The sequence below is a fragment of the Delftia sp. genome (assembly GCF_059499305.1).
On the sequence record NZ_JCABYI010000022.1, the window covers coordinates 300,111 to 325,937 of the forward strand.

The following is a 25,827-nucleotide window of genomic DNA, read 5'->3' on the forward strand; positions in this document are numbered from 1 at the left end:
ACGGCGGCGTGCCCGTACCCGGGACAAACCCGGCTTCGCAGCGCTGCAACCCGGTCTTTCGCAATCGCGCATAGGCGGGCCGGGCCTGCCTGCTTAGGCTTGCCTCCGGTATCCAGAAAAACAACCCCGAGACAAGGAGACGGATATGCGGAAAGGCTTGATGCGAGGCGGCTTCACCAAGGTGCGCGCTGCCGGCTGCGCGCTGGGCGCCGGCCTGCTGTGGACGGCGGCGGCGCAGGCGCAGCAGATATCGGACGACGTGGTGCGCATCGGCGTGCTCAGCGACATGTCGGGCCTGTACGCGGACACGGCGGGGCGCGGCTCCGTCGAGGCCGCGAAGATGGCCGTGGCCGACTTCGGCGGCCAGGTGCTGGGCAGGAAGATCGAGGTGGTCTGGGCCGACCACCAGAACAAGGCCGACGTGGGCGCCACCCATGCGCGCACCTGGTTCGACCGCGACGGCGTGGACCTGATCGTGGACATCAACAACACGGCCGTCGCCATCGCCGTCAACAACCTGGCGCGCGAGCGCGGCAAGATGGTGATCAACACCGGCGGCGCCTCCGACATCCTCACCAACGAGCACTGCGCGCCCACGGCCATCCACTACACCTACGACAGCTATGCGCTGGCCAACGGCGCGGTGCGCGGCATCCTGGCCCAGGGCAAGAAGGAATGGTTCATCCTGGGCGTGGACTATGCCTTCGGCAAGGCCATGACGGCCAACGTGACCGACTTCCTGAAGGACGGCGGCGGCAAGCTGGTGGGCACCACCTTCCATCCGCTCAATGCCAGCGATTTCTCGTCCTTCCTGCTGCAGGCCCAGGCCTCCAAGGCCTCGGTGATCAACCTGGCCAATGCCACCAGCGACACGGTCAACGCCATCAAGGCCGCGCACGAGTTCGGCATCGCGCCCAGGCAGACCCTGGTGCCCAGCCTGCTGTTCATCAACGACGTGCATGCGCTGGGCCTGCGCTACGGCCAGGGCATGGTGCTGACCACGGGCTTTTACTGGGACCGCACCGAGGCCACGCGCGCCTGGTCGCGGCGCTTCTTCGAGAAGATGAAGAAGATGCCCTCCATGATCCATGCGGGCGCCTACTCGGCCGTCACCAACTACCTCAAGGCCGTGCAGGCCACCAGGGGCGACGACGGCAACGCGGTGGCGCGCCAGCTCAAGCAGATGCCCATCGAGGACTTCTTCGCCCAGAACGGCAAGGTGCGCGAGGACGGCCGCATGGTGCACGACATGTACCTGGTGCAGATCAAGAAGCCCGAGGAATCCAAATATCCCTGGGACTACTACAAGGTGCTCTCCACCATCCCCGGAGACGAAGCCTTCCGCCCGCTGTCCAGGAGCAGCTGCAAGCTGGTGAAGACATCATGAAGACACGCGCCGCCGTACTCACGAGAACGGGCGCAGCCGCGCCCTATGCCGACAGCCGCCCGCTGGAGATCTGGGAGGTGGACCTGGCGCCGCCCGGCCCCGGCGAGGTGCTGGTCAAGGTGGCCGCCGCAGGCGTGTGCCACTCCGACCTGTCCATCATCAACGGCGACCGTCCGCGCGACACGCCCATCGTGCTCGGCCATGAGGCCGCAGGCGTGATCCAGGCGCTGGGCGAGGGCGTGACCGACCTGGAGGTGGGCGACCACGTGGTCATGCTCTTCGTGCCCGGCTGCGGCAACTGCCAGCCCTGCGCCGAGGGCCGGCCCGTGCTGTGCGAGCCCGCAGGCCAGGCCGGCGTGGCGGGCACCCTGCTGTCGGGCGCCAGGCGCCTGTCGCGCAATGGCCAGCCCATCTCGCACTTCGTCGGCGTCTCGGCCTTTGCCGAGCATGCCGTGCTCTCGCGCCGCGGCGTGCACCGCATCGACAAGTCGGTGCCGCTGGAGCTGGCTGCGCTGTTCGGCTGCGCCGTGATGACCGGCGTGGGCGCGGTGGCCAATACCGCCAGGGTGAGCCCCGGCCAGAGCGTGGCCGTGGTGGGGCTGGGCGGCGTGGGCCTGTCCTCGGTGATGGGCGCGGCGGCGGCGGGTGCGGCCCGCGTGGTGGCCGTGGACCTCAATGCGGACAAGCTGGCCATGGCGCGCGATTTCGGCGCCACCGACACCGTCAACGCCGGAGACGAGGATGCCGTCAAGCAGGTGCGGGCGCTGACGGGCGGCGGCGTGGACCATGCCTTCGAGATGGTGGGCTCGGCCAAGGCACTGGAGATGGCCTACCGCATCACGCGGCGCGGCGGCCAGACCGTGACGGCGGGCCTGCCCTCCAGCGCCCAGGCCATCAGCCTGCCGGTCTGGCACCTGGTGGCCGAGGAGCGCACGCTCAAGGGCTGCTACATGGGCAGCTGCGTGCCGCGCCGCGACATCGACCGGTACCTGGCCCTGCATGCGGCCGGCAGGCTGCCGGTGGACCGCCTGGTCACCGGCCACCTGACGCTGGACCAGATCAACGAGGGCTTCGACCGCCTGGCGCGTGGCGAGGCCATACGCCAGATCATCCGCATGGAGGCCTGATAGGAGGTCAGGCTGATCAGCGAGGACCGGGGCTGCTGCTGCGGCTGTGTCCAAGCCAAGCACGGCGGTCAGGTGCCGTCGGGCAGCAGCTGGTTTTCCCAGCCGGTCAGCCGCTCGATGGCCCGGGCCACCTGCAGGATGCGGGCCTCGTCGAAGTAGCGTCCCACCACCTGCACGGCCAGCGGCAGGCCCTGGGGCGACAGGCCCACCGGCACGCTGACGGCCGGGTGCCCGGTCACGTTGAAGGCATGGGTCTGCACCGGCCAGTGGCGGAAATGCGGCATGGGGTCGAAGCGCGGCGCCGTATCCAGGGTGATGGCGGTCAGCAGCACGTCGCAGCGGTCCAGCGCAGCGTCCACGCGGGCCGCCAGCATGCGGCGCACACGCAGGGCGTTCAGGTAATCCTCCGAGGACACGGTGGCGCCCAGCAGCAGCCGCGCCGCCGTGAGTTCGCCATAGTCCAGCGGGCGCGAGCGCAGGTCCTGCGCATGGATGGTGAACATCTCGGCACTGAGGATGACGCGGCCGGCCGCCAGGAACTGCTGGCTGTGGGGCAGGCTCACGTGGATGGGACGGGCGCCGGCCTCGGCCAGCAGCGCGGCCGTGCGGTCGAAGGCCGACAGGAACGTGGGCGACGCCTGGGGCGACGACTGGAAGTGGTCCTGCGGCACGCCGATGGTCAGGCCTTTCACGCCCTGCTCCAGCCCCGTGCAGTAGTCGTCCACGGGTTCGGTGGAGCTGGCCGGGTCCAGCGGGTCGTGCCCGGCCAGCACCTGCAGCGCGATGGCCGCATCCTCCACGCTGCGCGACAGCGGGCCGCAGTGGTCCAGCGTCCAGGCCAGGGGGAACACGCCGTGCTTGGAGACGCGGCCGTAGGTGGGTTTCAGCCCCACGGCGCCGCACCAGGCGGCCGGTATGAGGATGGAGCCGCCCGTGCAGGTGCCCAGGGCCAGCCGCGTGAAGCCTGCCGCAATGGCGGCGCCCGAGCCCGACGACGATCCGCCCGGGATATGGGCCAGGTCCCAGGGGTTGCGGGCTGCGGGAAACGGCAGGTCGGGGCTGGGCGCGCCGATGGCGAACTCATGCGTGGCCAGCTTGCCCAGGATGACGGCGCCCGCATCGCGCAGGCGCCGCACCGGCGTGGAATCGTCTTCGGGCACATAGTCCAGGCTCAGCCAGGACTGGCAGGTGGTCGGCAGGCCGGCCACGTCGTAGACGTCCTTGATGGCCACGGGAATGCCGTGGAGCAGCGGCAGATCGGCGCTTTCTCCGCGCGCCATGTCTGCGTTGCGCGCAGCCTCCATGGCACCGCTGGCATCGAGATTGGTGAAGGCATGGATGTCGATGTCCATGGCGCGGATGCGTCCCAGCGCCGCCCGGGTCAGCATCTCCGAAGTGGTCTTGCCGGCGCGCAGCGCGCTGGCCATCTGTCGTATCGAAAGTTCAGGACTGCCGCTCATGCTTGCTCTGACGGGAGATGGTGGTGTGGATCTGCGAGGGTCCCGCCTCATGCGCCAGTTCGTTGACGAGGCCGCGGTGCTCCATCAGCAACTGGTGCTCCGCCAGGATGGGTCCCAGCCGCTCGAAGGGGATGTCGATGCCGTGCTTTTTCAGCGCATTGAGCAATTCGTGCAGCGCATTGACATCGGGCCCTGCCAGTTTCTGCGGCGAAGGGGGTATTTCAGATTTTCGCGATGCCGGCATCACTGACCACCTTTCTCCATTTTCTGGCGTCGTCGGATACGAATGCCTTGGTGCTGTCCACGGATTTCCAAAGGGGAATGCTGCCAAGCTCCATGAATTTCTTCTGCACCTTTTCGTCGGTCAGGATATTTTTCATCTGTGCATTGATGGCGTTCACTATCGCGGCCGGCGTGCCCTTGGGTGCCATGAGCACATTCCATGAGGTCTCGTTGAAATTGCCGAGCCGGGCCGGGCTTTGCTCGCTGAGCGTCTGCCAGTCGGGCATGAGGGGCGAGCGCTCGCGCGTGGCCACGCCCACGCGATTGACCTTGCCCTGGTGCACATACTGCTTGGCCGTGATCAGCAGGTCGAAGGCGATATCGACCTGGCCGCTCACCAGGTCGCTCATCATGGGCGCGGCGCCCTGGTAGGGGATGTGCAGCATGCGTATGTCGGCGGCCAGGCTCAGGGCCTCGGCCGCCATGTGGCCCGCGCTGCCGTAGCCCAGCGTGGCATAGGTCAGCTTGCCGGGGCTGCGCCGCGCCAGCTCGATCAGGTCCTGCACCGACGCCAGCTTCAGGCCCGGGCGTGTGATGAGCACCAGAGGACCGTCGTTGATGGTGGAGATGGCTTCGAGGTCGTTGACCACGTCATAGCCGGCCTGCGTGTACAGCGCGCCCGAGATGGTCTGGGCCGTGGAGCAGATCAGCAGCGTATATCCATCGGGACGGGCCTTGGAGACCTGGCGCGCACCGATGTTGCCCGAGGCGCCAGGGCGGTTTTCCACCACCACGTTGACGCGCAGGCGTTGTGCAAGCTCCTTGGCGATGATGCGCCCCACGATATCGGTGCCACCGCCTGCCGGGAAAGGTACAACCAGCGTGATCTGCCGGTCTGGCCAGGCCGCATGAACCAAGCTGGCAGCGATCAGGAAAATACCTCCGAAAATCAGATTGAGGATTTTTTTCATTCGCTTGATTCAAATGGTTGCGGAAATGGGGCTTGTCTTTTTGCAGACGTGAGCAGGCACATGGGATGTGCACCACTGCGGCTGCCTGCAGCCCGGGCCTGGCAAGCGTTCAGTTAATGAATCTTTTTAAACTATCGAGATATTAAGTTCCATAGTTTTACATCATGAAAGAAGGGGTGCAAGGCCTGTGCCACGCTTGGCGTAGGGGTGTTGCATCGATGCCGCAGATAAGGGTTTCCGACGGCGATGGCCTTGGCGCGCGTCGGGATTCAGGGCAGGGAGGGTGAAAGGTTGCACCGGCAGTGGCACCGGCGCAACGATTCAGCGGGCGTGTTGGCTCAAGCGCGCAGCGCCTGTTCCTGCAGCAGGCGCTTGAGCACCTTGCCGTTGGGGCTGGTGGGCAGCTCGGCCAGGGGCACGATGCGGGCGGGCAGCTTGTAGGGCGCCAGCCGTTCTCGCAGGTGGGCACGCGCGGCAGCGTTGTCCAGCGTGGCGCCGGGCTGCAGTTCGACGAAGGCGATGACCTCCTCGTTGCCATCGTTTTCGGGGCGGCCGACCACGGCGCTGCGCTGCACGCCGGGCAGCTCGTTGAGCGCCAGTTCCACCTCGGCCGGATACACGTTGAAGCCCGAGCGGATGATCATTTCCTTGAGCCGCCCCACCACGAAGAGCGCGCCGTCGGCATGCAGCTCGCCCAGGTCGCCGCTGGCGTACCAGCCGCCCTCGCGCATCACGGCGGCCGTGGCCTGGTCATCGCGGAAGTAGCCGTGCATCAGGCCGCGCCCGCGTATCCACAGCTCGCCGCGCTCGCCCACCGGCAGGGGCCGGCCCGTGGCCGGGTCCACGGCGCGCACCTCGGCGCCTTCCACCACGTAGCCGGCGCTGGTGTCGGGCCGCTGCTCGCCCTGTCGCGTGAGGTGGACCGACCCTGCGTATTCCGACAGGCCGTAGCCATGGTGCAGCGCCTGGCCGAAGGCGGCCTCCACGCGTTTCTTGAGCGTCAGGTCCAGCGGGCCTGCGCCTGTGTAGACATAGCGCAGCGCCGGCGCCTGAGGGTGTGCAATGCCCTGCTCCTGCAGATGGGCCAGCAGGCGCGCGTACAGCGCAGGCGGCCCCTGCAGTTGCGAGATGCCGTGGCGCGCCAGCGCATCCAGCAGGTCGGCCGGGTCGAACTGAGGGCGCATCACCATCTGCGCGCCCGCATGCAGCGAGGCCAGCAGCACCGTGCCCAGCCCGAAGATGTGGGTCATGGGCACGAAGGCGTAGCTGCGGTCCTGCGGGCCCAGCCCGCGCGATGCGGCCGAGACGCGCGCGAACAGCGTCAGCGCGTCATGCCCCACCATCACGCCCTTGGGCGTGCCCGTGGTGCCCGAGGTGAAGATCAGCGCCGCCACCTCGTCCTGCAGCGCGCCGGATTCGGCCACCGCCTCTGCGCGCACCGGGCTGTGCTGCATGCCGGCCAGGGCCGAGTCGCCTGCGCCAAAGCGCCGCGCGTGGCCGCTGGCGCTGTCCGATGCGGCCGAGGTGAAATACACCACGCGCGCATCGGCCTTGGCCGCAAAGGCATCGATCTCGCCGGGCGCCATGCGTGCGTTCACGCCGCAGGACCAGGCGCCCACGCGGCTGCAGGCCAGGATCAGCGCCGCATGCTCGGGGCAGTTCTCGGCCACGACCAGCACGCGGTCGCCGGGCCGCACCTGCAGCGCGCGCAGCTCAGCCTCGGCCGTGTCCGCCAGCGCGCCCAGGTCGGCAAAGCTCAGGCTGCTGCCGTCGGGCAGGTGGATGAAGGGACGCTGCGGCGCTTCGGCCAGCCAGCGGTCCAGCAGATGGTGTATTCGTTGATTCATGCTCCGCGTATCCCTCAGTCCACCACAATGCCTTGCGTGACGGTGGCCCACATCGCGCGTTCTTTTGCACCGCGCTCGGCCAGTTTCTGGGGTGCGCCGGTCCACTCTTCGTAGCCCAGTTCCTTGAGGCGCTTGCGCAGCTCCGGCTGGGCCAGGGCGGCGTTGATGGACTTGTTCAGGCGGGCCACGAGTTCGGGCGACATGCCCTTGGGCCCATAGACGCCATACCAGCCGCCCACGTCGAAGCCCTTGAGGCCTTCGATGCCGGACTCGGCAAAGGTGGGCACATCGGGCAGGGACGCATTGCGCTGCGGCGAGGTGACGGCGATGGCCCGCACCTTGCCGCCCTGGATGTAGCTGCTGGCGGTGCTGATGATGTCCAGCATCATGCTCAGCTGGCCGCCGATCACGTCGGTCATGGCCGGTGCGTTGCCCTTGTAGGGGATGTGGTTCATCTCGATGCCGCTGCGCCGCGCGAACAGCAGCGCGCCCAGGTGGTTGGAGCCGCCCACGCCGGCCGAGCCGTAGTTGAGCTTTTGCGGATGGGCCTTGGCATAGGCCACGAGCTCGGCCGTGGTCCTGTAGGGCTCGTTGTTGTTGACCACCAGCACGTTGTAGTAGCTGAGCACGGGCGCCACGGGCGTGAGGTCACGGGCCGGGTCGAAGGACATCTTGCTCATCACGTTGGGGCTGATGGTGATGGTGGGGCTGGCCGCGAACCACAGCGTGAGGCCGTCGGGCCTGGCGCGCACGACCTCGCTGCCGGCCATGGTGGCGTTGGCGCCGGGCTTGTTCTCCACCACCACCGAGGCGCCCAGCTCCTTGGTCAGCGCCACGCTGAGCAGGCGGGCGCCCTGGTCCACGGGGCCACCGGCCGAGTAGCCCACGATGAGGCGCACGGGCTGCGCGTCCTGCGCGGCGGCGGGGAGGGCGGTCAGGGTGGCTAGGGCGGTCACCAGGGACGCCAGAAGCGGGGCATGGGCCAGGGTGGCCAGGGCCTTGCGGCGGTGTTGGGCGGGCATGTGCATGTCTCCTGCAAAAGATGAATGAAGCGCTGCCGTGGCCTGCACGGCGGCGCGCCCGGTCTGCGCCGGACATGCAGGCAATGGTGCGCAGGCGGGCGCGTCTTGGGAATCTGCTTTTGCCTAAGCCGGGGTTTGCCGGCTGTTAGGACGTCCTAGGAAGACAGGTCCGCGCCCGCCTCCTCGGCGCCCGCCTGCCAGCTGGGCGCGGCGGTGACGATGGCCTCGCGCAGGAACTGCTGGAAGGCGCGGGCCGCCATGGTGGGCTGGCGGTCGGGCATGCGCACCAGGTACATGGCATTGCCCAGGCCGGAGAACACCACCTGGTCCAGCACGGCCACCAGGGTGCCGCCGGCCAGCGCGGCCGAGGTCACGTAGTCCGGGAGCAGGGCCAGGCCCAGGCCGTCCAGCACGGCGTCGTACAGCAGGCGGTAGTCGCCCGATTGCAGCGAGGGCAGCACATCGAGGGCAGCGGCGACGCCATCGTCGCCGCTACCGGCCAGCCAGGCCAGCCTGCCGCCCATGGCCAGCGGCAGGATGAGGCGGGCCTGCAGCAGGTCGGCAGGCGCGCGCAGGGGCCGGCCCAGCGACTGCTCCAGCGCCTGCAGGCAGGCGGGCGTGGCCACGAAGTTCCAGCGCACATCGCACAGCCGCGTGGCCACCAGATCGTCCAGCGGCGCGGAGGTGATCTGCACCGCCAGATCGACCTTGGAGGCCACGAGGTCGGCCATCTGGTCGTTGATCAGCAGGCGCAGGCGGATGTCGGGATGCTCGCGGCAAAAGCCCAGGATCAGCGGCTTGAGATAGAAATGCCCGAAGCCGGTGGGCACGCGCACGCCCACCTCGCCGCTCACGGTGGAGCGCAACTGGTGGATGGCATCGCGGGCGCGCTGCAGCTCCTCCATCATGGCCAGGCAGCGCCGGTACAGCAGCTGGCCAGCCTGGGTGAGCTCCACATTGCGCGTGGTGCGGCGCAGCAGCTGCGCGCCCATCTCGGTCTCCAGCGCACGCAGCCGGCGCGAGACGTTGGAGCGCGTCATGCCGCCGCGCTCGGCCGCCCGCGTGAGGCTCTTGGCCTCGGCGATGTCGATGAAGACGCGGCACAGGTTCAGGTCCATCTCGGCATTTTTTGCAGGGCCGGGGCCGGCCATTGTTGATCGGGAGTCACCAGGCCTGGCCTGCTGGCGAGGATTGTGGCGCCTGCCCTGCCTCCCTAGCATGGAGGAAACCATGGCGAAAGGCCGCAGACCGTGAACCAAGAAGCTTTGCAAACCGCGCCGCCGGCGCCCCTGGCGCACTACCGTGTGCTCGATCTGAGCCAGGGCGTGGCCGGCCCCTACTGCACCCACCTGCTGTCGCGCCAGGGCGCCGAGGTGATCAAGGTCGATCCGCCCGAAGGCGACTGGGCGCGCCACGTGGGCATCTCGCGAAACGGGCACAGCAGCCTGTCGGCCACCTACAACGCGGGCAAGCGCAGCATTGCCGTCGATGCGCGCCAGGCCCAGGGGCGCGCGCTGCTGCTGCGGCTGGCGCGCGAGGCCGACATCGTGGTGCAGAACTTCCGCCCCCAGGTCGTGCAGCGCATGGGCGTGGACTACGACAGCCTGCGCGCGGCCGGCCTGGACCCGGTGTACGTCTCCATCAGCGGCTACGGACCCACGGGGCCGTATGCGGACCGGCCCGCCACCGACTCCGTCATGCAGGCGGACACGGGCTTGATGACCAGCAACCGCGACGCGCAGGGCCAGCCCCAGCGCGTGGGCCTGCTGCTGGCCGACATCGCGGCCGGTGTCTACGCGGCACAGGCCTGCACGGCGGCCCTGCTGGGCAAGGCGCGCAGCGGGCGCGGGCGCCATGTGGAGCTGAACCTGTTCGAGGTCTGCTGCGCCCTGCAATCCACGGTGCTGGCCGAAGACACGCTGCGCGGCGGCCTGCCCGCCGAAGGCGTGAGCGCCCCCAACGGCGTGTTCGCCACGGCCGATGGCTTCATCACCGTGCTGGCCCTGAACAACGACCAGTTCGAGCGGCTGTGCCGCGCGCTGGACCTGCCGCACTGGCTGCAGGACGCGCGCTTTGCCTCCAATGCGGGCCGCATGGCCCACCGCCATGTCCTGCATGCCGGGCTGCAGGCCTTGCTGGCGCAGCAGCCGCGCGCCCACTGGGAGCAGCGCCTGGCGGCGCAGGGCGCCCTGCATGCGGGCGTGCGCACGCTGGCCGATGTGGTGGCGCATCCCCAGGCCGTGCACCGCGCATCGTTCGCCACGCTGGCGCAGCCCGGGTTCGGGCCGCTGCTGTATGCGGCATCACCCTGGCCGGCAGACGCAGCAGCCTGCGGTGCATCCCTTGGCGCCGCGCCGCGCACGGGCGAGCACACGCGCCAGATCCTGGCCGAGGCCGGCTGCACGCCGCAGGAGATGGAGCAATGGATGGCCAGCGGCGTGGTGCACCAGTGCGCGCAGGAGGTCATGGCATGAGCGCTTCCACATCCACGTTCACACCCGCCTCCCCGGACACCTGCCCGGACACCTCCATGCAGGCCCTGGTCTGCCATCAATTCGGCGCGCCGCACGAGGTGGTCCGCCTGCAGTCCATGGATCGGCCCGGCCAGCCCCTGGGCGCGCACCAGGCGCGGATTGCCGTGGCCTACGCCAACGTCAGCCACGCCACGGGCCTGCTGATCGAGGGCCGCTACCAGCGGCGCCCGCCGCTGCCCTTCGTGCCCGGCACCGAAGGCGTGGGGCGCGTGCTGGAATGCGGCAGCGCGGTGCAGCACCTGCAGCCCGGCGATGCCGTGGCCTTCATTGCCGACTGGGGTGCCTTTGCGCAGGAGACGGTGGTGCATGCATCCACCGTCTACCGCCTGCCTGCGGGCATGCCCTGGCTGCAGGCCCTGCCCATTGCCCTGTCCTACGGCACGGCCTACACGGCCCTGCACTGGCGCGCGCGCCTGCAGGAAGGCGATGTGGTGCTGGTGCTGGGCGCCGGTTCGGGCGTGGGCGCCGCGGCGGTGGAAGTGGCCCGGCAGACGCCCGGCGTGCAGGTCATCGCCTGCGCCAGCACCGAGGCCAAGCGCGCCGATGCGCTGCGCCGCGGCGCGCACCAGGCAGTCACCCCGCAGGACCTGGCCGCCCAGGTCAAGCAGGCCACGCAGGGCCGGGGCGCCTCCCTGGTCTTCGACCCCGTGGGGGGCGATCTCTTGCTGCAGGCACTGCGCGCGGCCGCGCAGAACGCGCAGCTGCTGAGCGTGGGCTTCGCCAGCGGCGCCATTCCCGCCGTGCCCATGAACCTGGCCCTGGTCAAGAACCTCACGCTGCACGGCTTCTTCTACGGCCGCTACATCGGCTGGACGCCGGCCGATGAACGCCAGGCCTTCGCGGCGCAGCTGCAGCCCGTCATTGCCACGCTGCTCGACTGGGCTGCCCGGGGATGCATCCATCCCCAGGTCAGCCAGGTCTTCGCCATGCATGAACTGCCGGCTGCGCTGGATGCGCTGCACGGCCGCAACGTGACCGGCAAGCTCGCACTCGCCATTCAAGGAGACAAGGTATGACAACGCAACGCACAGGCTCTGCGCTTTCCCGCCGCACCCTGCTGGGCGCCGCTGCGGCGCTGGCCGCATGGAGAACGGCAGGCGCGCAGCCATCCACCGGGGCCCAGGGCTATCCCAAGGCGCCCATCCGCGTCGTCGTGCCCTATCCACCGGGCGGGCCTACCGACGTGGTCGGGCGCGTGGTCACCACGCGGCTGGGCGAGGCGCTGGGCCAGCCGCTGGTCGTGGACAACAAGGCCGGCGCCAGCGGCATGGTCGGCGCGGCCCTGGTGGCCAAGGCGCCGGCCGATGGCTACACGCTGCTGGTCAACGCCTCCATCCACGTCATCAACCCCTACGTCTATGCCAGCGCGCCCTATGACGCCTTCCGCGATTTCGAGCCGGTCACGCAGCTGGTCGATGTCCCGCTGGTGCTGGTCGTGGGCAGCCAGCTTCCGGTGCGCAATGTGCAGGAGCTGATCGCCTGGGCCAAGGCCCATCCGGGACAGGTGAACTTCGGCTCGGCCGGCAATGCGTCGTCACAGCACCTGTCGGGCGAGCTGTTCCGCCTGAAAACCGGCGCGCAGATGCAGCATGTGCCCTACAAGGGCAGCTCGCCGGCCCTGACCGACCTGATGGGCGGGCAGATCCAGCTCATGTTCGACTCCATGCCCTCGGCCATGCCCTTCATCGCCTCGGGCCGGCTGCGTGCGCTGGCCGTCACCTCGGCCAGTCGCTCGCCCTCCCTGACCGATGTGCCCACCATGGAAGAGGCCGGCATGCCGGGCTTTCGCACCAGCACCTGGTACGGACTGTGGGCGCCGAAGAACACGCCCCAGGACGTGGTGCAGAAACTGTGGACCGAGTCCCGCCGCGTGCTTGCCGAACCCCAGATCGCCGCGCAATACCGCCGCCTGGGCGCCGAGCCCGTGGGCTCCACGCCCGCCGAGTTCGCGCGCTACATCCAGGCCGAGGCCCGCAAGTGGGAAGAGATCGTGAAGGCGTCGGGCGCGCGGGCGGATTGAGGCGGGAGCGTGACCGGCTTCAACCCTCGTCCCATGGCGAGTCGGAGGCCAAGTGCCGCTCCAGCTCCATGGCATCGTGCAGCACGCGGCCGATGACCAGTTGTTCGCCATGCATTCGGTAGATCAGGAAATGCCTGGGGTGGCGCACGATGCCGGTGGCTGTGCGTGCCCGGTCACGGCTCAGACGCAAATGCCATGAGCGCACGCCGTCTCCCAACTCGGGCCGCTCCATGCTGCCCGCTCGGCAGGGCTGGGCAGCAAGATCGCGCAATGCAGTCGCAATCAGGGCTTGATAGCGCATGCGGGCTGGCACGCCAAAGCGCTGTTGAGACCAAGAGAGGATGTCGACAAGGTCTGCTTGCGCTGCCGTGGAAAGGCGGTATTGCGCCATCAGGCCTTCGTCTGGGTGCGGCTGGAAGCTTCCTGTCCCAGGCTTGCGATGAAGCTGTCGAGTTGGTTGTCCGACAGATCGATGTAGCGGCCAGCGGCGATATCGGTCCAGCCTTGCCGCGCCGCCTCCTGAAGGGCCTTGAGCTTGGCAGCTTCGAGGGACTCTCGCTGCTCGACCAGGCGAAGGCCTTCACGCAGCACCTCGCTGGCGTTCTGATAGCGGCCTGACTGCACCAGTTCTTCGACAAGTTCGTGCTGGTGGTCGCTGAGCACCACATTGCGTGTCGGCATGGTCGTCTGCTCCTGCGGTGAATAGGGCTTCAGTCTAGAAGGATTGGCATAGTATGCCAATCCTTGGGAGCATCCAGCGGATACTCCCCAGACCTCACACCCGCTCGAACACCGCCGCAATCCCTTGGCCGCCGCCTATGCACATGGTCTCCAGCCCATAGCGGCCCTTGCGGCGCTCCAGCTCGTGCAGCAGGGTGGCCAGGATGCGCACGCCGGTGGCGCCTATGGGGTGGCCCAGGGAGATGCCGGAGCCGTTGACGTTGAGCTTGTGGTCTATGGCGCCCTGGTCGTTCCACTCCCAGCCCTTGAGCACGGACAGCACCTGGCAGGCAAAGGCTTCGTTGAGTTCGACCAGGTCCATCTGGTCCAGCGTGAGGTTCAGGCGCGCCAGCAGCTTCTTGACGGCGGGCACGGGGCCTATGCCCATGTGCGATGGCTCGCAGCCTGCGGCGGCCCAGCCCACCAGGGTGGCCATGGGGGTGAGGCCCAGCTCGGCCAGCCTGTCCTCGGCCACGATCAGGCAGGCGGCGCTGGCGTCATTCTGCTGGCTGGCGTTGCCGGCCGTGACCGTTCCATTGGGCATGAGCACGCGCAGCTTGCCCATGCTGTCGGTGGTGGCGTCGGCACGAAAGCCTTCGTCGCGCGTGAACAGCACGGGGTCGCCCTTGCGCTGGGGCACCTTGACGGGGACGATCTCGTCGGCGAAGCGGCCCGCCTCCCAGGCGGCGGCGGCGCGCTGGTGGCTGCGCACGGCATAGGCGTCGGCTGCCTCGCGGCTGATGCCGTAGTCGCGCGCCAGGTTCTCGGCGGTCTCGATCATTCCCGAGATCTTGCCGAAGCGCTCCACGGGCTGGGAGCGCTCGCGGCCGCGGTCCAGCCGGTCGTAGAAGCGCACATTGCCCGAGCGCGCGCCCCAGCGCATGTCGGTGCTGTAGTACTCGATGTTGCTCATGCTCTCCACGCCGCCTGCGATCACCACGTCGGCGGCGCCGCTTTGCACCATCATGGCCGCCGTGGCCACGGCCTGCAGGCCGCCGCCGCAGCGCCGGTCCAGCTGCATGCCCGGCACCGTCACCGGCAGGCCGGCCTGCAGCGCGGCCCAGCGGCCCACGCAGGGCGTCTCGCTGCTGGCGTAGGACTGGGCGAAGACCACGTCGTCGATGCGTGCGGGGTCGATGCCGCTTTTCTCGACCACGGCGCGCACCGTGGTGGCGGCCAGCTCCTCGACCGATACCGGCCGCAGGCTGCCCCCGAAGGTGCCCACGGGCGTGCGAAGGGGGGTGACGATGGCGGCTCTGCGCATGGTGTTGTCTCCTTGGGAATCAGTGGATCAGTGGATCAGTGGATCAGTGGATCGGGAAAAGGCTGCGCCGCATTGGCGCAGCAGGGTATGTGCCTGTTGTTCCAGGTCGGCGCGGTGCTCCGGCGCCGCGATGTCGATCAGCCGTTTCACGCGGCGCGACAGCGTCTGGCCGCGCAGGTCGGCCACGCCGTGTTCGGTGACGATGAGGCCGGCATCGCTGCGCGGCGTGCTGACGGGGCCGGACAGCCGCGCGACGATGCGCGTGGCCCCCCTGGCCGTGGCGGGCAGGGCGATGATGGGCAGGCCGCCGCGGCTGCGTGCCGCGCCGCGCAGAAAGTCCACGGCGCCCCCCACGGCGCCCACGTAGACGCCGCCTGCCACCTCGGAGTTGATCTGGCCCGTGAGGTCCACCTCCACCGCCGAATTGATGGCGGCCAGCCTGTGGCTGGCGGCCAGCACCTCGGGGTCGTGCGTGTAGCGCGTCTCGCGCAGTTGCAGGGCGGGGTTGCGGTGGGCCCAGCGCCTGAGCGATTCGCCGCCCATGAGGATGCCGCCGATGCCCACGCCGCGGTCCTGGCTCTTGCGCGCGTGGGTCAGCACGCCGGCTTCGGCCAGGGCTGCAATGCCGTCGCCCACGGCGCCGCTGTGCAGGCCCAGGTCGCGGTGGCCGTGCAGCGCGGCGAGCACGGCCTCGGGCAGGTTGCCCACGCCCACCTGCAGCGTGGCGCCGTCTTCGATGAGGGCGGCCACATGGCCGGCAATGGCCTGCTCGGCAGGGCCGGGCGCGCTGCGCGCCTGGTCCAGCGGAGGGTGTTCGGCATCGACCAGCAGGGCGAAGTCGCCGGCCTGCAGGTGCAGGCTGCCGTGCGTCCACGGAATGGCGGGGTTGACCTCGCCGATCAGCACGCGCGCCTTGCGTATGGCGGCCGGCAGGTACTCATGGACCAGGCCCAGGCTGTAGCGGCCTTGTGCATCGGGTGGCGAGACCTGGAGCAGCACCACGTCGGCAGGCAGCAGGCCCTCGTCGATCAGGCCGGGCAGGTGGGAGTAGTGGCTGGGCAGGATGTCCAGCACGCCGGCCTGGGCCAGCGCGCGGTGGGGGCCGCCGGCCGCGTAGCCGAAGAAGTCGATGGCGTCGGCATGCGCCGGCTGCAGCGTGTCTGATGCGCCCATGCCCACGAAGACGCGCAGCCGGCCCTGGCCACCGTGCCGGGCCAGTGCATGGCGCTGCGCGACCACGGCACGCGTGAGCGTCAGCGGCTCGGCCGTGGCCTGGCCCCACCACAGGGTGTCGCCGGGGCGGATCAGGGCCTGCAGCCTTTCTTGCAGGGCGTCCGGCGACAGCACGCTCATGGCGCGCGGTCCCAGTCGAAGCGCGTGGGCTGCTTGTCCTTGAAGCGCTGCACCGCCTCCTGGTGGTAGTCCGAGCCACGGCACATCGTCTGGGCATAGGCTTCCAGCTCGCCCATGGCGCGTGCGTCCAGCTCGAAGGCCTGGTTCATGGCCGTCTTGGCCATGCCGATGGCGGCTGTGGATGCCTCGCCGAAGCGCCGCGCCAGTGCCAAGGCGGCGGCCTGCAGGGCCTCGCCGTCTTCCACGATCTCGTAGACCATGCCCAGCGACCTGGCTTCCTCGGCCTGCACGGTGCGCGCGGTGAAGACCAGCTCCTTGGCCTTTTGCAGGCCCACGATGCGCGGCAGCATGTGCATGGCGCCCAGGTCGGGCACCAGGCCGATGCGGCCGAACACGGCGCAGAATTTCGCGCGCCGCGTGCACAGCACGAAGTCGGCGGCCAGCGCCAGGCTCAGGCCCGCGCCGAAGGCCGGGCCGTCCACGGCGGCGATCACGGGTTTTTCGAGGTTGACCAGCTCGGGGAACCACTGGTGCAGGCTGCGCATGCGCTGGCGCCAGGGCAGGCCGGCCTGGCTGGCATCCATCATCTGGCTGATATCGCCGCCCGAGCAGAAGGCGCCGCCTGCGCCCGTGAGGATGACGGTGTGCACCTGCGCGTCATCGCGCATCTGCGCCACGGCGGCGGCCAGGGCCGGGCGCATGGCCTGGTTGAGCGCGTTGCGGGCCTCGGGCCGGTTCAGCGTGATCGTGCCTATGCCGTCCTGGACGGAGGTCAATACGGGGGAGGTGTTCATGGGAACTCCAGGGCAGGGGGAAGGAGCGGCCTCTTGCGAGGCCGCCGTGCATCAGGCGAGTTCGGCGTAGCCGTGGCTCAGCACGACCTTGTCGCGTTCGAGCACGCGGGCGCGCAGTTGCAGCTGGCAGGGCTGGTCGGGCGTGCGCCAGATCTCGGTGACCAGGGTTTCGCCGGGATAGACGGGCGCGGTGAAGCGCACATCCAGTGCCTTCAGGCGCGCGGGATTGCGGTCGCCGCATTGGCGCAGCACGGCATGGGCCACCAGGCCGTAGCTGGCCAGGCCATGCAGGATGGGCCGCTCGAAGCCGGCCTTGCGCGCCACGGCCGGGTCGGCATGCAGCGGGTTGTAGTCGCCCATCAGGCGGTACAGCAGCGCGGCCTCGGGGCGTATGGCCTGGGTGTCGGTGAAGTCGGGCGCGCGGTCCTCCGGCGTGGGGCGCAGCGGCGCCAGGGGCGCGTCGCTGGGCTGGCCGCCGTCCAGCAGGCTGTAGCCGCCATCGCCGCGCAGAAAGCTGACCTGCTGCACGGTGGCCAGCAGCTCGCCCCCGGCGGTCTCCAGGCGCCGCTCGGTGACCATGATGGCGCCCTTGCCTTCGCCCTTGTCCGTCAGGTGCGTGATGCGGTTGTGGCCCACCACGTCGGCGCTGGCCGGCAGCGGGCGGTGCAGCCGCATGCGCTGCTCGCCATGCAGCAGCTTCACCCAGTCGATGCCCGTATCGGCCTCGCGCGCCCAGAAGCCCGGGTAGCCCAGCACCACGGCCTGCGAGGGCAGGGCGCGCAGCCCGCCCGGCGCCCCTTCGTAGAAAAAGGGCAGGGCGTCGGCGCACAGCGGATCGCTGCCCAGGCCCAGGCTCAATGCATAGAGCATGGTGTCGCGTTCGCCATAGTGCTGGCGCACGGGCTCGAAGGGGCGCTGTTTCAGGTGGTCGTAGCGAATGGTCATGGAACGGGTCATCTCGGTAATTGATTGCGCTGGCGCAATACCAACAGCCTTCAAAACCGGCGCACCCCAACCCAGGGGCGCCGAGCAAGAGCCGCCTCGCGGCGAGGGCGCCGTCCCCCTCCCGCGAAGCGAGAGAGGGGGAAGCGGCGCAGCCGCTCAGGGGGTGCTTTTCTAGACAGGATCCCAGCTGAACACGTCGGCGGACCGGTCCAGCGGCACGAACGACGCCTTGAGCGCAGGCATGCCGTGCTCGGCAATGAACTGGGGCGACCAGCCTTCGCTGCGGTGCACCGAGCGCAGCGGGCGCGGCTGGCTCATGACGAAGATCTCGTTGTTGCGCACGGCGAAGACCTGGGCGTTCACGTCGCTGGCCGCGTCGGACAGCAGGTAGACGGCCAGCGGGGCGATCTTGTTGGGCGTCATCTGCTGGATCTTGGCCACGCGCGCCTGCTGCTCGGGCGTGTCGGTGGGGATGGAGCCGATCATGCGGCTCCAGGCGAACGGCGCGATGCAGTTGGAGCGCACGTTGAACTTCTGCATGTCCAGCGCGATGGACTTGGACAGGGCCGTCAGCCCCAGCTTGGCCGCGCTGTAGTTGGCCTGGCCCAGGTTGCCGATCAGGCCCGAGGTCGAGGTCATGTGCACGAAGGCGCCGCTTTCCTGCTCCTTGAAATGGTTGGCGGCCGCGCGGCTCATGTAGTAGCTGCCGTACAGGTGGACCTTGATGACGGCGTCCCACTCGTCCAGGCTCATCTTGTGGAAGAACCGGTCGCGCAGGATGCCGGCGTTGTTGACCACGCCGTCGATGCGGCCGAAGCTGTCCACGGCGCACTGCACGATGCGGCCCGCGCTGGCGGCCTCGGCCACGCTGTCGGTGTTGGCCACGGCCTGGCCGCCTGCGGCCTTGATCTCATCGACCACCTTCTGCGCCGGGCCGGCGTCCGTGCCCTCGCCCGTGGTGGAGGTGCCTATGTCGTTGACCACCACCTTGGCGCCCTCGGCCGCCATGGCCAGCGCCATGTCGCGCCCGATGCCGCCGCCGGCACCCGTCACCACCACTACCTTGTCCTGCATCATTTTCTGCGCCATGGCCTGTCGTCCCCGTTCAGTGTTCGTTGGAAAGAAGTCGGGACCAAGGATGCCGGCAAACGCCGCACCGCGCCATTCGCCAATCACAAGGGCGGACTTCGCGGGAATGAAAGCAGGGGCGGGCAGGCCGCGCCGGCCCAGCCTTCAGCGCGGCCAAAGGCTTGCTTAAGAAAACGCGGATTGCGGGCCGCCGCGCTTGCACCGACCATGGCGGCCATGACAGACAAGCAAGTTACCGACACCCTCGACGCCGCCGCGCTGGCGCATCTTCAGTCCTGGCAGGGCCGCAGCGAAACCCTGGCAGACAGCATCACGGCCGCGCCCGTGGCCGCGCTGTCGGCCACGCTGGACCGGGAAGACCCTGAGCCCGCCGACGGCACGGCGCTGCCGCCGCTGTGGCACTGGATGTACTTCCTGCCCCATGCACGCCAAAGCGAGCTGGGCCCCGACGGCCACCCGCGCCGTGGCGGCTTTCTGCCGCCCGTGCCGCTGCCGCGCCGCATGTGGGCCGGCGGGCGCCTGCGCTGGGAGGCAGGCAACGCGCTGCAGGTGGGCCAGAAGGTGCAGCGCCGCTCCACCATCGGCTCGGTCAGCCACAAGAGCGGCCGCTCGGGCGAGCTGCTGTTCGTGCTGGTCGAGCATGCCTACAGCAATGAACAGGGCCTGGCGCTGACCGAGGAGCACGACATCGTCTACCGCGCCGCTGCCCAGCCCGGCGATCCCGCACCCACGCCGCAGAAGCCGCCGCTGGACGGCCAGCAAACCTGGTCGCGCACCATCGTTCCCGACGACGTGCTGCTGTTCCGCTACTCGGCCCTGACCTTCAACGGCCACCGCATCCACTACGACCGCCGCTACGTCACGGGCGTGGAGGGCTATCCGGGCCTGATCGTGCACGGCCCGCTGATCGCCACCCTGCTGCTGGACCTGCTGCGCCGCGAGCTGCCCCAGGCGCGCGTGCTGTCCTTCGAGTTCAAGGCCGTGCGCCCCACCTTCGACCTGCATGCCTTCAGCGTGCACGGCAAGCCTTCTGCGGACGGCAAGACCATTGAACTCTGGGCCCAGGACCACGAAGGCTGGCTGACCATGACCGGAAAAGCCACCCTGGCCTGAGACCCCTGAACACCGAGCCTTGAGACCACCATGATCGAACAAACGCTTTCCAACAATTTCCCCGAAATCCGCGACGCCATCCGTGCGCTGTGCGCCGAGTTCCCTGACGAGTATTTCCGCAAGATCGACGAGCAGCGCGCCTATCCCGAGACCTTCGTGGACGCGCTGACCAAGGCCGGCTGGCTGGCCGCGCTGATCCCGCAGGAGTACGGCGGCTCGGGCCTGGGCCTGACCGAGGCCAGCGTGATCATGGAAGAGATCAACCGCTGCGGCGGCAACTCGGGCGCCTGCCATGGCCAGATGTACAACATGGGCACGCTGCTGCGCCACGGCTCGCAGGCGCAAAAGGAGAAATACCTGCCGCGCATCGCCTCGGGCGAATGGCGCCTGCAGTCCATGGGCGTGACCGAGCCCACCACGGGCACGGACACCACCAAGATCAAGACCAGCGCCGTCAAGAAGGATGGCCGCTACGTGGTCAACGGCCAGAAGGTCTGGATCAGCCGCGTGCAGCACAGCGACTGGATGATCCTGCTGGCGCGTACCACGCCGCTGGCCGAGGTGAAGAAAAAGAGCGAGGGCATGTCCATCTTCATGGTGGACCTGGCCGAGGCGCAAAAGAGCGGCCTGACCGTGCGCCCCATCCCCAACATGGTCAACCACGAGACCAACGAACTGTTCTTCGAGAACCTGGAAATCCCCGAGGAGAACCTGATCGGCGAGGAAGGCAAGGGCTTCAAGTACATCCTGGACGGCCTCAACGCCGAGCGCACGCTGATTGCGGCCGAATGCATTGGCGACGGCTACTGGTTCCTGGACCGCGTGACCAACTATGTGCGCGACCGCAACGTGTTCGGCCGCCCCATCGGGCAGAACCAGGGCGTGCAGTTCCCGATTGCCGATGCCTTCATCGAGGTCGAGGCCGCCAACCTCATGCGCTGGAAGGCCTGCGAGATGTTCGACGCCAACCAGGCCATGGGCGCCCAGGCCAACATGGCCAAGTACCTGGCGGCCAAGGCCAGCTGGGAGGCGGCCAATGCCTGCATCCAGTTCCACGGCGGCTTCGGCTTTGCCTGCGAATACGACGTGGAGCGCAAGTTCCGCGAGACGCGCCTGTACCAGGTGGCGCCGATCTCCACGAACCTGATCTATTCCTACGTGGCCGAGCACATCCTCGGTCTGCCGCGTTCTTTCTGAAGGCACTGCGCATGACACAGCAACGCCTGAGGCCCCTGGACGGCACCACCGTAGTCTCGCTGGAACATGCGGTGGCCGCACCGTTTTGCACGCGCCAGCTGGCCGACCTGGGCGCGCGCGTGATCAAGGTCGAGCGGCCCGGCAGCGGCGACTTTGCGCGCGGCTATGACCAGCGCGTGCAGGGCCAGTCCTCGCACTTCACCTGGATCAACCGCAGCAAGCAGAGCCTGGCGCTGGACCTCAAGCAGGACGAGGCCATGCAGGCGCTGCTGCAGCTGCTGGAGGGTGCCGACGTGCTGGTGCAGAACCTGGCGCCCGGCGCGGCCGCGCGCATGGGCCTGTCCTATGCGGCGCTGCGCGAGCGCTTTCCGCGCCTCATCGTCTGCGACATCAGCGGCTACGGCGCAGACGGCCCCTACCGCGACAAGAAGGCCTACGACCTGCTGATCCAGAGCGAGGCGGGCTTTCTCTCGGTCACGGGCACGCCCGAGGTGCCGTCCAAGGCCGGCATCTCGGTGGCCGACATCGCGGCCGGCATGTATGCGTACACCAATATCCTGTCGGCCCTGCTGCTGCGCGGGCGCACGGGCGAGGGCAGCCACATCGACGTGTCCATGCTGGAGGCGCTGGGCGAGTGGATGGGTTACCCCATGTACTACGCCTTCGACGGCGCGCCGCCGCCGCCGCGCACCGGCGCCTCGCACGCCAGCATCTATCCCTACGGGCCGTTCGAGGCCGGTGACGGCGGGACGGTGATGCTGGGCCTGCAAAACGAACGCGAGTGGAAGCTCTTTTGCGAACAGGTGCTGCTGCAGCCCGCGCTGGCCACGGATGCGCGCTTTGACAGCAATGCGCGCCGCAACGCCAACCGCGAGGAGCTGCGTGCGCTGATCCTGGGCGTGTTCAACGCGCTCGATGCTGCCCAGGTCGTGCAGCGTCTGGATGCGGCCGGCATTGCCAATGCGCGCGTCAACGACATGGCCGGCCTGTGGGCCCATCCGCAGCTGGCCGCACGCCAGCGCTGGTGCAGCGTGGACACGCCGGCCGGTCCGGTGCAAGCGCTGCTGCCGCCCGGCGCCAACAGCGCCTTCGACTACCGCATGGAGGCCGTGCCCGCCGTGGGCGAGCACAGCGCCGCCATCCTGGCCGAGCTGGGCTGGAGCGCAGAGCGCATCCAGGCTTTGTGCCCGCAATCTGGAAAACCCACTCCCTGAAACCTGGGCGCATGCGCAGAATGCGCCGGAGACCCCCTCATGAAACATGATCCGCAAGTGAGCATCCATCCGCTGGCCCAGTTCGCCGCCACGCTGCGCTGGGACGACGTTCCCGCCGCCGTTCAGCAGCGCGCCGAAGACCTCTGGGTGGACTGGTTCGGCTCCGTGCTCGCAGGCCAGGGCGCGCGCCCCGTGCAGAGCATCACGCGCTTTGCGCTGTCCCAGGGACCGGCGCAGGGGCCTAGCGAGATCCTGGGCAGTGCCGACACCACCTCGCCCATGATGGCGGCCCTGGCCAATGCCGCGGCCTCGCATGTGGCCGAGCAGGACGATGTGCACAACGGCTCGGTCTTCCACCCCGCCGCCGTGGTCTTCCCGCCCGCGCTGGCCGTGGCACAGAGCATCGGCGCCAGCGGCGCCGAGCTCATGGCCGCCTGCGTGGCCGGCTATGAGGTCGGCATCCGCGTGGGCGAGTTCCTGGGCCGCAGCCACTACCGCATCTTCCACACCACGGCCACGGCCGGCACCCTGGCCGCCGCGGCCGCCGTGGGCCGGCTGCTGGGCCTCACGCCCGCGCAGATGCAGCATGCCTTCGGCTCGGCCGGCACGCAGTCGGCAGGGCTGTGGGAGTTCCTGCGCACGGGCGCCGACAGCAAGCAGCTGCACACGGCCCATGCGGCCGCTGCGGGCCTGATGTCGGCCTATCTGGCCCGGGACGGATTCACCGGTGCGCAGGACATCTTCACCGGGCCGCAGGGCCTGGCGGCAGGCATGTCCACGGACGCCGATCCCACGCGCCTCACGGACGGTATCGGCACGCGCTGGGCCACGGCCGAGACCTCGTTCAAATGGCATGCCTCCTGCCGCCACACGCACCCGGCCGCCGACGCGCTGCTGCAGGTCATGCAGGACCACGGCCTGGCCCCCGCCGACCTGGCGCAGGTCACCTGCCACGTGCACCAGGGCGCCATCGACGTGCTGGGCCCCGTGGTCGATCCCGGCACGGTGCACCAGAGCAAGTTCTCCATGGGCACGGTGCTGGCGCTGGCCGCGCGCCACGGCCATGCGGGCCTGGACGAGTTCGACAACGAATACCTGGCCGCCACCACGGTGGCCCTGCGCGAGAAGGTGGGCATGGTGCTGGACCCCGAGGTCGATGCCGCCTACCCGCAGCGCTGGATCGGCAAGGTCACCGTGCTCACCACCGATGGCCGCACGCTGCACGGCCGTGTGGAAGAGCCCAAGGGCGATCCGGGCAACACACTGTCGCGCGAGGAGATCACGGCCAAGGCGTTGCGACTGATCGCCTATGGCGGTGCCCTGCAGGACGACCCCGCCCAGGCCGCTGTAGCGCGGCTGTGGCAGATCGCGCACTGGCCGCGCGTGCAGCGCCTGCTTGACTGAGTTCTTGACTGAGTTTTCGCGCCGGCCCCGGCCGGCGAATCCATGGGAAAGGCGCCACCACAGAGCGCCTCCCGCTTCCACCCAAGTGCACAGGAGACAAACCATGCAACGCACCACTTCTTTCCGCCGCCGCCTCGTTTACGCAGCGGCCGCCGCCTGCGCCCTTGCCGCCGGCGGGACGACCACCGGCGCCCTGGCCGCGGCCTGGCCCGACAAGCCCGTCGTCCTCGTCGTGCCCTACAGCGCTGGCGGCCCCACCGATGTGGTGGCGCGCCTGCTGGCCGTGCCCATGGGCCAGGTGCTGGGCCAGAGCGTGCTGGTCGAGAACACCGTGGGAGCGGGCGGCACCATTGCGCCCAACCGCGTGGCCAAGGCCAAGGCCGACGGCTACACCATCCTCATCCACCACATGGGCATGGCCACGGCGCCTGCGCTGTACAAGAAGCTGCCCTATGACCCGCTCAAGGACTTCGAGTACATCGGCCAGGTGCTGGACGTGCCCATGACCCTGCTGTCGCGCAAGGACTTCCCGGCCAACAACTTTGCCGAGCTGCTGGACTACGTGAAGAAGAACCAGGACAAGGTCTCGCTGGCCAATGCCGGCATCGGCGCCGTCTCCCAGCTGTGCGGCATGCTGTTCATGCACCAGGCGGGCGTCAAGCTCACCACCGTGCCCTACAAGGGCGCAGGCCCGGCCATGAACGACCTCATGGGCGGCCAGGTGGACCTGCTGTGCGACCAGACCACGCAGACCGTGCCCGTGATCAAGGACGGCCAGCGCGCCAAGGTCTTCGGTGTGACCACGCCCAAGCGCCTGTCCTCGCTGCCCGACATCCCCACGCTGGACGAGCAGGGCCTCAAGGGCTTCGACGTCAAGGTCTGGCACGGCATGTACGCGCCCAAGGGCACGCCCAAGGAGGTGGTCATGGCCATCAACAAGGCGCTGAACGTGGCCATCAAGGACGAGAACGTCAAAAAGCGCATCGCCGAACTCAGCTCCGACCTGGTCACGCCCGACAAGGCCACGCCGGAAGGCCTGCGCACCCACCTGCAGGCCGAGGTGGCGCGCTGGGACAAGGTCATCAAGGCCGCAGGCGTCTCGGCCGAATAAACCGCTCTCCCAAGGACATCCGCATGCACGATCTGGCGCGACAGGCCACTTCCTTTCTCTTCGTCCCCGCCACGCGGCCCGAGCGCCTGGGCAAGGCCCTGGACAGCGGCGCCGACATGGTCATCGCCGACTGGGAGGATGCCGTGGCCCCGGCCGACAAGGACGGCGCCCGCCAGGCGCTGGCCCAGGCCGTGGGTGCGCTGGAAGGCCCGGCCCGTGCCCGCCTGCTGGTGCGCATCAACGCCGAAGGCACGCCCTGGCATGCGGATGACCTGCGCGCGCTGGCGCAGCTGGTGGAGCAGGGCGTGGCCGGCGCCATGGTCTCCAAGGCCGAGCGCGCCCAGACACTGCATGCGGTGGCCCAGGCTGCGGGCGCACGGGCGGCCGTGCTGCCCCTCATCGAAAGCGTGGCCGGCCTGGACGCGGCCGACGCCCTGGCTGCCGCGCCCCAGGTGGTGCGCCTGGCCTTCGGCCACCTGGACTTCCAGGTCGATGCGGGCATGGCATGCGACCAGGGCGAGGAAGAGCTGCTGCCCATGCGCATGGCCCTGGTCCTGGCCTCGCGCCGCGCCGGCATTGGCGCGGCCGTGGACGGCGTGACGGTGGACACGCGCAACCCCGAGCGGCTGGCCCAGGACGCGGCACGCGCGCGGCGCATGGGCTTTGGCGGCAAGCTGTGCATCCACCCGGCCCAGGTCCAGCCCCTGCACGCCGTCTTCGACCCCGATGCAGCGGCCGTGGCCCACGCGCAGCGCCTGCGTCAGGCCCTGGCCGAGGCCGGAGGCGGCGTCTGCGTGCTGGACGGCCGCATGGTCGATGCGCCCGTGCTCAAGCAGGCCGAACAGGTGCTGCTGCGCCATGCCTGGGCGCAACAGAGATCTCCAGCACGATCTTGATGAAAATGAGACTGAAAGGCCGTTTTACACTCAGAGTTTTCTGATTCTGGTGCAAGCAGTCCAATGATTTCCCTGATGGTGAATCCATCTGCCTCGAATACGCTTGGCCAACTCGATTGATTTCGAGACGTCGGTTT

24 protein-coding genes are annotated in these 25,827 nt (G+C 69.1%); 11 read left to right on the forward strand and 13 right to left on the reverse strand.

Annotated elements, in window-relative coordinates; translation table 11 throughout:
• Positions 1 to 145 precede the first annotated feature (145 nt).
• Together AC5I49_RS13930 and AC5I49_RS13935 are read left to right on the forward strand one after the other, a co-directional pair.
• Positions 146 to 1,387: an ABC transporter substrate-binding protein gene (locus AC5I49_RS13930; RefSeq protein WP_026062709.1), complete on the forward strand. Its 1,242-nt coding sequence runs from the start codon at positions 146 to 148 to the stop codon at positions 1,385 to 1,387.
• Positions 1,384 to 2,514 (forward strand): zinc-dependent alcohol dehydrogenase family protein, encoded by a 1,131-nt coding sequence (locus AC5I49_RS13935; protein ID WP_016450258.1) that lies wholly within the window; start codon positions 1,384 to 1,386, stop codon positions 2,512 to 2,514. The genes AC5I49_RS13930 and AC5I49_RS13935 overlap by 4 nt, the downstream gene beginning before the upstream one ends.
• Positions 2,515 to 2,582: 68 nt before the next feature.
• Here AC5I49_RS13935 and AC5I49_RS13940 read toward each other — a convergent pair whose 3' ends face one another.
• The 6 genes from AC5I49_RS13940 to AC5I49_RS13965 all read right to left on the reverse strand — a co-directional run bounded on the left by AC5I49_RS13940 (position 2,583) and on the right by AC5I49_RS13965 (position 9,187).
• Positions 2,583 to 3,974 carry an amidase gene (locus AC5I49_RS13940; protein ID WP_016450257.1) on the reverse strand — a complete coding sequence of 464 codons (1,392 nt, stop codon included), beginning with the start codon at positions 3,972 to 3,974 and terminating at the stop codon, positions 2,583 to 2,585.
• Positions 3,958 to 4,218: a hypothetical protein gene (locus tag AC5I49_RS13945; RefSeq protein ID WP_016450256.1), complete on the reverse strand. Its 261-nt coding sequence runs from the start codon at positions 4,216 to 4,218 to the stop codon at positions 3,958 to 3,960. The genes AC5I49_RS13940 and AC5I49_RS13945 overlap by 17 nt, the downstream gene beginning before the upstream one ends.
• Positions 4,196 to 5,167, reverse strand: a complete 972-nt coding sequence (locus AC5I49_RS13950; protein WP_495789517.1) for a tripartite tricarboxylate transporter substrate binding protein — start codon at positions 5,165 to 5,167, stop codon at positions 4,196 to 4,198. Before AC5I49_RS13950 ends, AC5I49_RS13945 begins: the two co-directional genes overlap by 23 nt.
• A gap of 338 nt (positions 5,168 to 5,505) precedes the next feature.
• The gene (locus AC5I49_RS13955) at positions 5,506 to 7,014 is read right to left on the reverse strand and encodes a class I adenylate-forming enzyme family protein (protein ID WP_495789518.1); all 1,509 of its coding nucleotides are present in this window, start codon (positions 7,012 to 7,014) and stop codon (positions 5,506 to 5,508) included.
• A gap of 14 nt (positions 7,015 to 7,028) precedes the next feature.
• Positions 7,029 to 8,036, reverse strand: coding sequence for a Bug family tripartite tricarboxylate transporter substrate binding protein (locus AC5I49_RS13960; RefSeq protein ID WP_495789519.1), 1,008 nt, complete (start codon positions 8,034 to 8,036; stop codon positions 7,029 to 7,031).
• Positions 8,037 to 8,191: 155 nt separating this feature from the next.
• Entirely contained in the window at positions 8,192 to 9,187 is a 996-nt protein-coding gene (locus AC5I49_RS13965; protein WP_013800081.1) for a LysR family transcriptional regulator, read from the reverse strand.
• A 99-nt stretch (positions 9,188 to 9,286) separates the two neighbouring features.
• Between AC5I49_RS13965 and AC5I49_RS13970 the strand changes: the two genes are divergently transcribed.
• From AC5I49_RS13970 to AC5I49_RS13980, 3 genes are read left to right on the forward strand one after another with little or no spacing between them, the layout of a single operon-like run.
• The gene (locus tag AC5I49_RS13970) at positions 9,287 to 10,510 is read left to right on the forward strand and encodes a CaiB/BaiF CoA transferase family protein (RefSeq protein WP_373789516.1); all 1,224 of its coding nucleotides are present in this window, start codon (positions 9,287 to 9,289) and stop codon (positions 10,508 to 10,510) included.
• A gap of 56 nt (positions 10,511 to 10,566) precedes the next feature.
• Positions 10,567 to 11,586, forward strand: coding sequence for an NADPH:quinone oxidoreductase family protein (locus AC5I49_RS13975; protein WP_495789529.1), 1,020 nt, complete (start codon positions 10,567 to 10,569; stop codon positions 11,584 to 11,586).
• A complete protein-coding gene (locus tag AC5I49_RS13980; protein ID WP_495789520.1) occupies positions 11,583 to 12,590 on the forward strand; it encodes a Bug family tripartite tricarboxylate transporter substrate binding protein in 1,008 nt (335 codons plus the stop codon). Before AC5I49_RS13975 ends, AC5I49_RS13980 begins: the two co-directional genes overlap by 4 nt.
• A gap of 19 nt (positions 12,591 to 12,609) precedes the next feature.
• Here AC5I49_RS13980 and AC5I49_RS13985 read toward each other — a convergent pair whose 3' ends face one another.
• From AC5I49_RS13985 to AC5I49_RS14015, 7 genes are all read right to left on the reverse strand, one after another.
• Positions 12,610 to 12,981, reverse strand: coding sequence for a type II toxin-antitoxin system RelE/ParE family toxin (locus tag AC5I49_RS13985; protein WP_445609798.1), 372 nt, complete (start codon positions 12,979 to 12,981; stop codon positions 12,610 to 12,612).
• Positions 12,981 to 13,271, reverse strand: a complete 291-nt coding sequence (locus AC5I49_RS13990; RefSeq protein WP_016452191.1) for a type II toxin-antitoxin system ParD family antitoxin — start codon at positions 13,269 to 13,271, stop codon at positions 12,981 to 12,983. Before AC5I49_RS13990 ends, AC5I49_RS13985 begins: the two co-directional genes overlap by 1 nt.
• Positions 13,272 to 13,365: 94 nt before the next feature.
• A complete protein-coding gene (locus tag AC5I49_RS13995) occupies positions 13,366 to 14,574 on the reverse strand; it encodes an acetyl-CoA C-acetyltransferase (RefSeq protein WP_013800084.1) in 1,209 nt (402 codons plus the stop codon).
• Positions 14,575 to 14,601: 27 nt separating this feature from the next.
• Positions 14,602 to 15,927 carry an acetyl-CoA hydrolase/transferase family protein gene (locus AC5I49_RS14000; protein WP_016452189.1) on the reverse strand — a complete coding sequence of 442 codons (1,326 nt, stop codon included), beginning with the start codon at positions 15,925 to 15,927 and terminating at the stop codon, positions 14,602 to 14,604.
• On the reverse strand, positions 15,924 to 16,721 hold the full coding sequence (locus AC5I49_RS14005) for an enoyl-CoA hydratase/isomerase family protein (protein ID WP_495789521.1): 798 nt from the start codon (positions 16,719 to 16,721) through the stop codon (positions 15,924 to 15,926). Before AC5I49_RS14005 ends, AC5I49_RS14000 begins: the two co-directional genes overlap by 4 nt.
• 51 nt (positions 16,722 to 16,772) lie before the next feature.
• Positions 16,773 to 17,666, reverse strand: a complete 894-nt coding sequence (locus AC5I49_RS14010) for a MaoC family dehydratase (RefSeq protein WP_043783102.1) — start codon at positions 17,664 to 17,666, stop codon at positions 16,773 to 16,775.
• Between the two features lie 171 nt (positions 17,667 to 17,837).
• On the reverse strand, positions 17,838 to 18,755 hold the full coding sequence (locus AC5I49_RS14015; protein ID WP_016450244.1) for an SDR family NAD(P)-dependent oxidoreductase: 918 nt from the start codon (positions 18,753 to 18,755) through the stop codon (positions 17,838 to 17,840).
• Between the two features lie 207 nt (positions 18,756 to 18,962).
• Between AC5I49_RS14015 and AC5I49_RS14020 the strand changes: the two genes are divergently transcribed.
• From AC5I49_RS14020 to AC5I49_RS14045, 6 genes are all read left to right on the forward strand, one after another.
• Complete coding sequence (locus AC5I49_RS14020; protein ID WP_495789522.1) at positions 18,963 to 19,868, forward strand: HTD2 family dehydratase; 906 nt, start codon at positions 18,963 to 18,965, stop codon at positions 19,866 to 19,868.
• Between the two features lie 30 nt (positions 19,869 to 19,898).
• On the forward strand, positions 19,899 to 21,065 hold the full coding sequence (locus AC5I49_RS14025; protein ID WP_016450242.1) for an acyl-CoA dehydrogenase family protein: 1,167 nt from the start codon (positions 19,899 to 19,901) through the stop codon (positions 21,063 to 21,065).
• Between the two features lie 11 nt (positions 21,066 to 21,076).
• Positions 21,077 to 22,279, forward strand: a complete 1,203-nt coding sequence (locus AC5I49_RS14030; protein WP_016450241.1) for a CaiB/BaiF CoA transferase family protein — start codon at positions 21,077 to 21,079, stop codon at positions 22,277 to 22,279.
• A gap of 39 nt (positions 22,280 to 22,318) precedes the next feature.
• Entirely contained in the window at positions 22,319 to 23,683 is a 1,365-nt protein-coding gene (locus tag AC5I49_RS14035; protein WP_495789523.1) for an MmgE/PrpD family protein, read from the forward strand.
• Between the two features lie 103 nt (positions 23,684 to 23,786).
• Positions 23,787 to 24,794, forward strand: a complete 1,008-nt coding sequence (locus AC5I49_RS14040; protein ID WP_154833075.1) for a tripartite tricarboxylate transporter substrate binding protein BugD — start codon at positions 23,787 to 23,789, stop codon at positions 24,792 to 24,794.
• Positions 24,795 to 24,817: 23 nt separating this feature from the next.
• Entirely contained in the window at positions 24,818 to 25,690 is an 873-nt protein-coding gene (locus AC5I49_RS14045; RefSeq protein WP_495789524.1) for an HpcH/HpaI aldolase/citrate lyase family protein, read from the forward strand.
• The last annotated feature ends 137 nt before the right edge of the window (positions 25,691 to 25,827 follow it).

Bases quoted from the DNA above. Each gene is read 5' to 3' on its own strand.
- AC5I49_RS13980 (WP_495789520.1), top strand. From the start codon at position 11,583: ATGACAACGCAACGCACAGGCTCTGCGCTTTCCCGCCGCACCCTGCTG.
- AC5I49_RS13960 (WP_495789519.1), bottom strand. From the start codon at position 8,036: ATGCCCGCCCAACACCGCCGCAAGGCCCTGGCCACCCTGGCCCATGCC.
- AC5I49_RS14000 (WP_016452189.1), bottom strand. From the start codon at position 15,927: ATGAGCGTGCTGTCGCCGGACGCCCTGCAAGAAAGGCTGCAGGCCCTG.
- AC5I49_RS13940 (WP_016450257.1), bottom strand. From the start codon at position 3,974: ATGAGCGGCAGTCCTGAACTTTCGATACGACAGATGGCCAGCGCGCTG.
- AC5I49_RS13965 (WP_013800081.1), bottom strand. From the start codon at position 9,187: ATGGCCGGCCCCGGCCCTGCAAAAAATGCCGAGATGGACCTGAACCTG.
- AC5I49_RS14040 (WP_154833075.1), top strand. From the start codon at position 23,787: ATGCAACGCACCACTTCTTTCCGCCGCCGCCTCGTTTACGCAGCGGCC.
- AC5I49_RS13945 (WP_016450256.1), bottom strand. From the start codon at position 4,218: ATGCCGGCATCGCGAAAATCTGAAATACCCCCTTCGCCGCAGAAACTG.
- AC5I49_RS14045 (WP_495789524.1), top strand. From the start codon at position 24,818: ATGCACGATCTGGCGCGACAGGCCACTTCCTTTCTCTTCGTCCCCGCC.
- AC5I49_RS14015 (WP_016450244.1), bottom strand. From the start codon at position 18,755: ATGGCGCAGAAAATGATGCAGGACAAGGTAGTGGTGGTGACGGGTGCC.
- AC5I49_RS14010 (WP_043783102.1), bottom strand. From the start codon at position 17,666: ATGACCATTCGCTACGACCACCTGAAACAGCGCCCCTTCGAGCCCGTG.
- AC5I49_RS13975 (WP_495789529.1), top strand. From the start codon at position 10,567: ATGCAGGCCCTGGTCTGCCATCAATTCGGCGCGCCGCACGAGGTGGTC.
- AC5I49_RS14025 (WP_016450242.1), top strand. From the start codon at position 19,899: ATGATCGAACAAACGCTTTCCAACAATTTCCCCGAAATCCGCGACGCC.
- AC5I49_RS13985 (WP_445609798.1), bottom strand. From the start codon at position 12,981: ATGGCGCAATACCGCCTTTCCACGGCAGCGCAAGCAGACCTTGTCGAC.
- AC5I49_RS14020 (WP_495789522.1), top strand. From the start codon at position 18,963: ATGGCGGCCATGACAGACAAGCAAGTTACCGACACCCTCGACGCCGCC.
- AC5I49_RS13955 (WP_495789518.1), bottom strand. From the start codon at position 7,014: ATGAATCAACGAATACACCATCTGCTGGACCGCTGGCTGGCCGAAGCG.
- AC5I49_RS13935 (WP_016450258.1), top strand. From the start codon at position 1,384: ATGAAGACACGCGCCGCCGTACTCACGAGAACGGGCGCAGCCGCGCCC.
- AC5I49_RS13930 (WP_026062709.1), top strand. From the start codon at position 146: ATGCGGAAAGGCTTGATGCGAGGCGGCTTCACCAAGGTGCGCGCTGCC.
- AC5I49_RS14035 (WP_495789523.1), top strand. From the start codon at position 22,319: ATGAAACATGATCCGCAAGTGAGCATCCATCCGCTGGCCCAGTTCGCC.
- AC5I49_RS14030 (WP_016450241.1), top strand. From the start codon at position 21,077: ATGACACAGCAACGCCTGAGGCCCCTGGACGGCACCACCGTAGTCTCG.
- AC5I49_RS13990 (WP_016452191.1), bottom strand. From the start codon at position 13,271: ATGCCGACACGCAATGTGGTGCTCAGCGACCACCAGCACGAACTTGTC.
- AC5I49_RS13950 (WP_495789517.1), bottom strand. From the start codon at position 5,167: ATGAAAAAAATCCTCAATCTGATTTTCGGAGGTATTTTCCTGATCGCT.
- AC5I49_RS14005 (WP_495789521.1), bottom strand. From the start codon at position 16,721: ATGAACACCTCCCCCGTATTGACCTCCGTCCAGGACGGCATAGGCACG.
- AC5I49_RS13995 (WP_013800084.1), bottom strand. From the start codon at position 14,574: ATGCGCAGAGCCGCCATCGTCACCCCCCTTCGCACGCCCGTGGGCACC.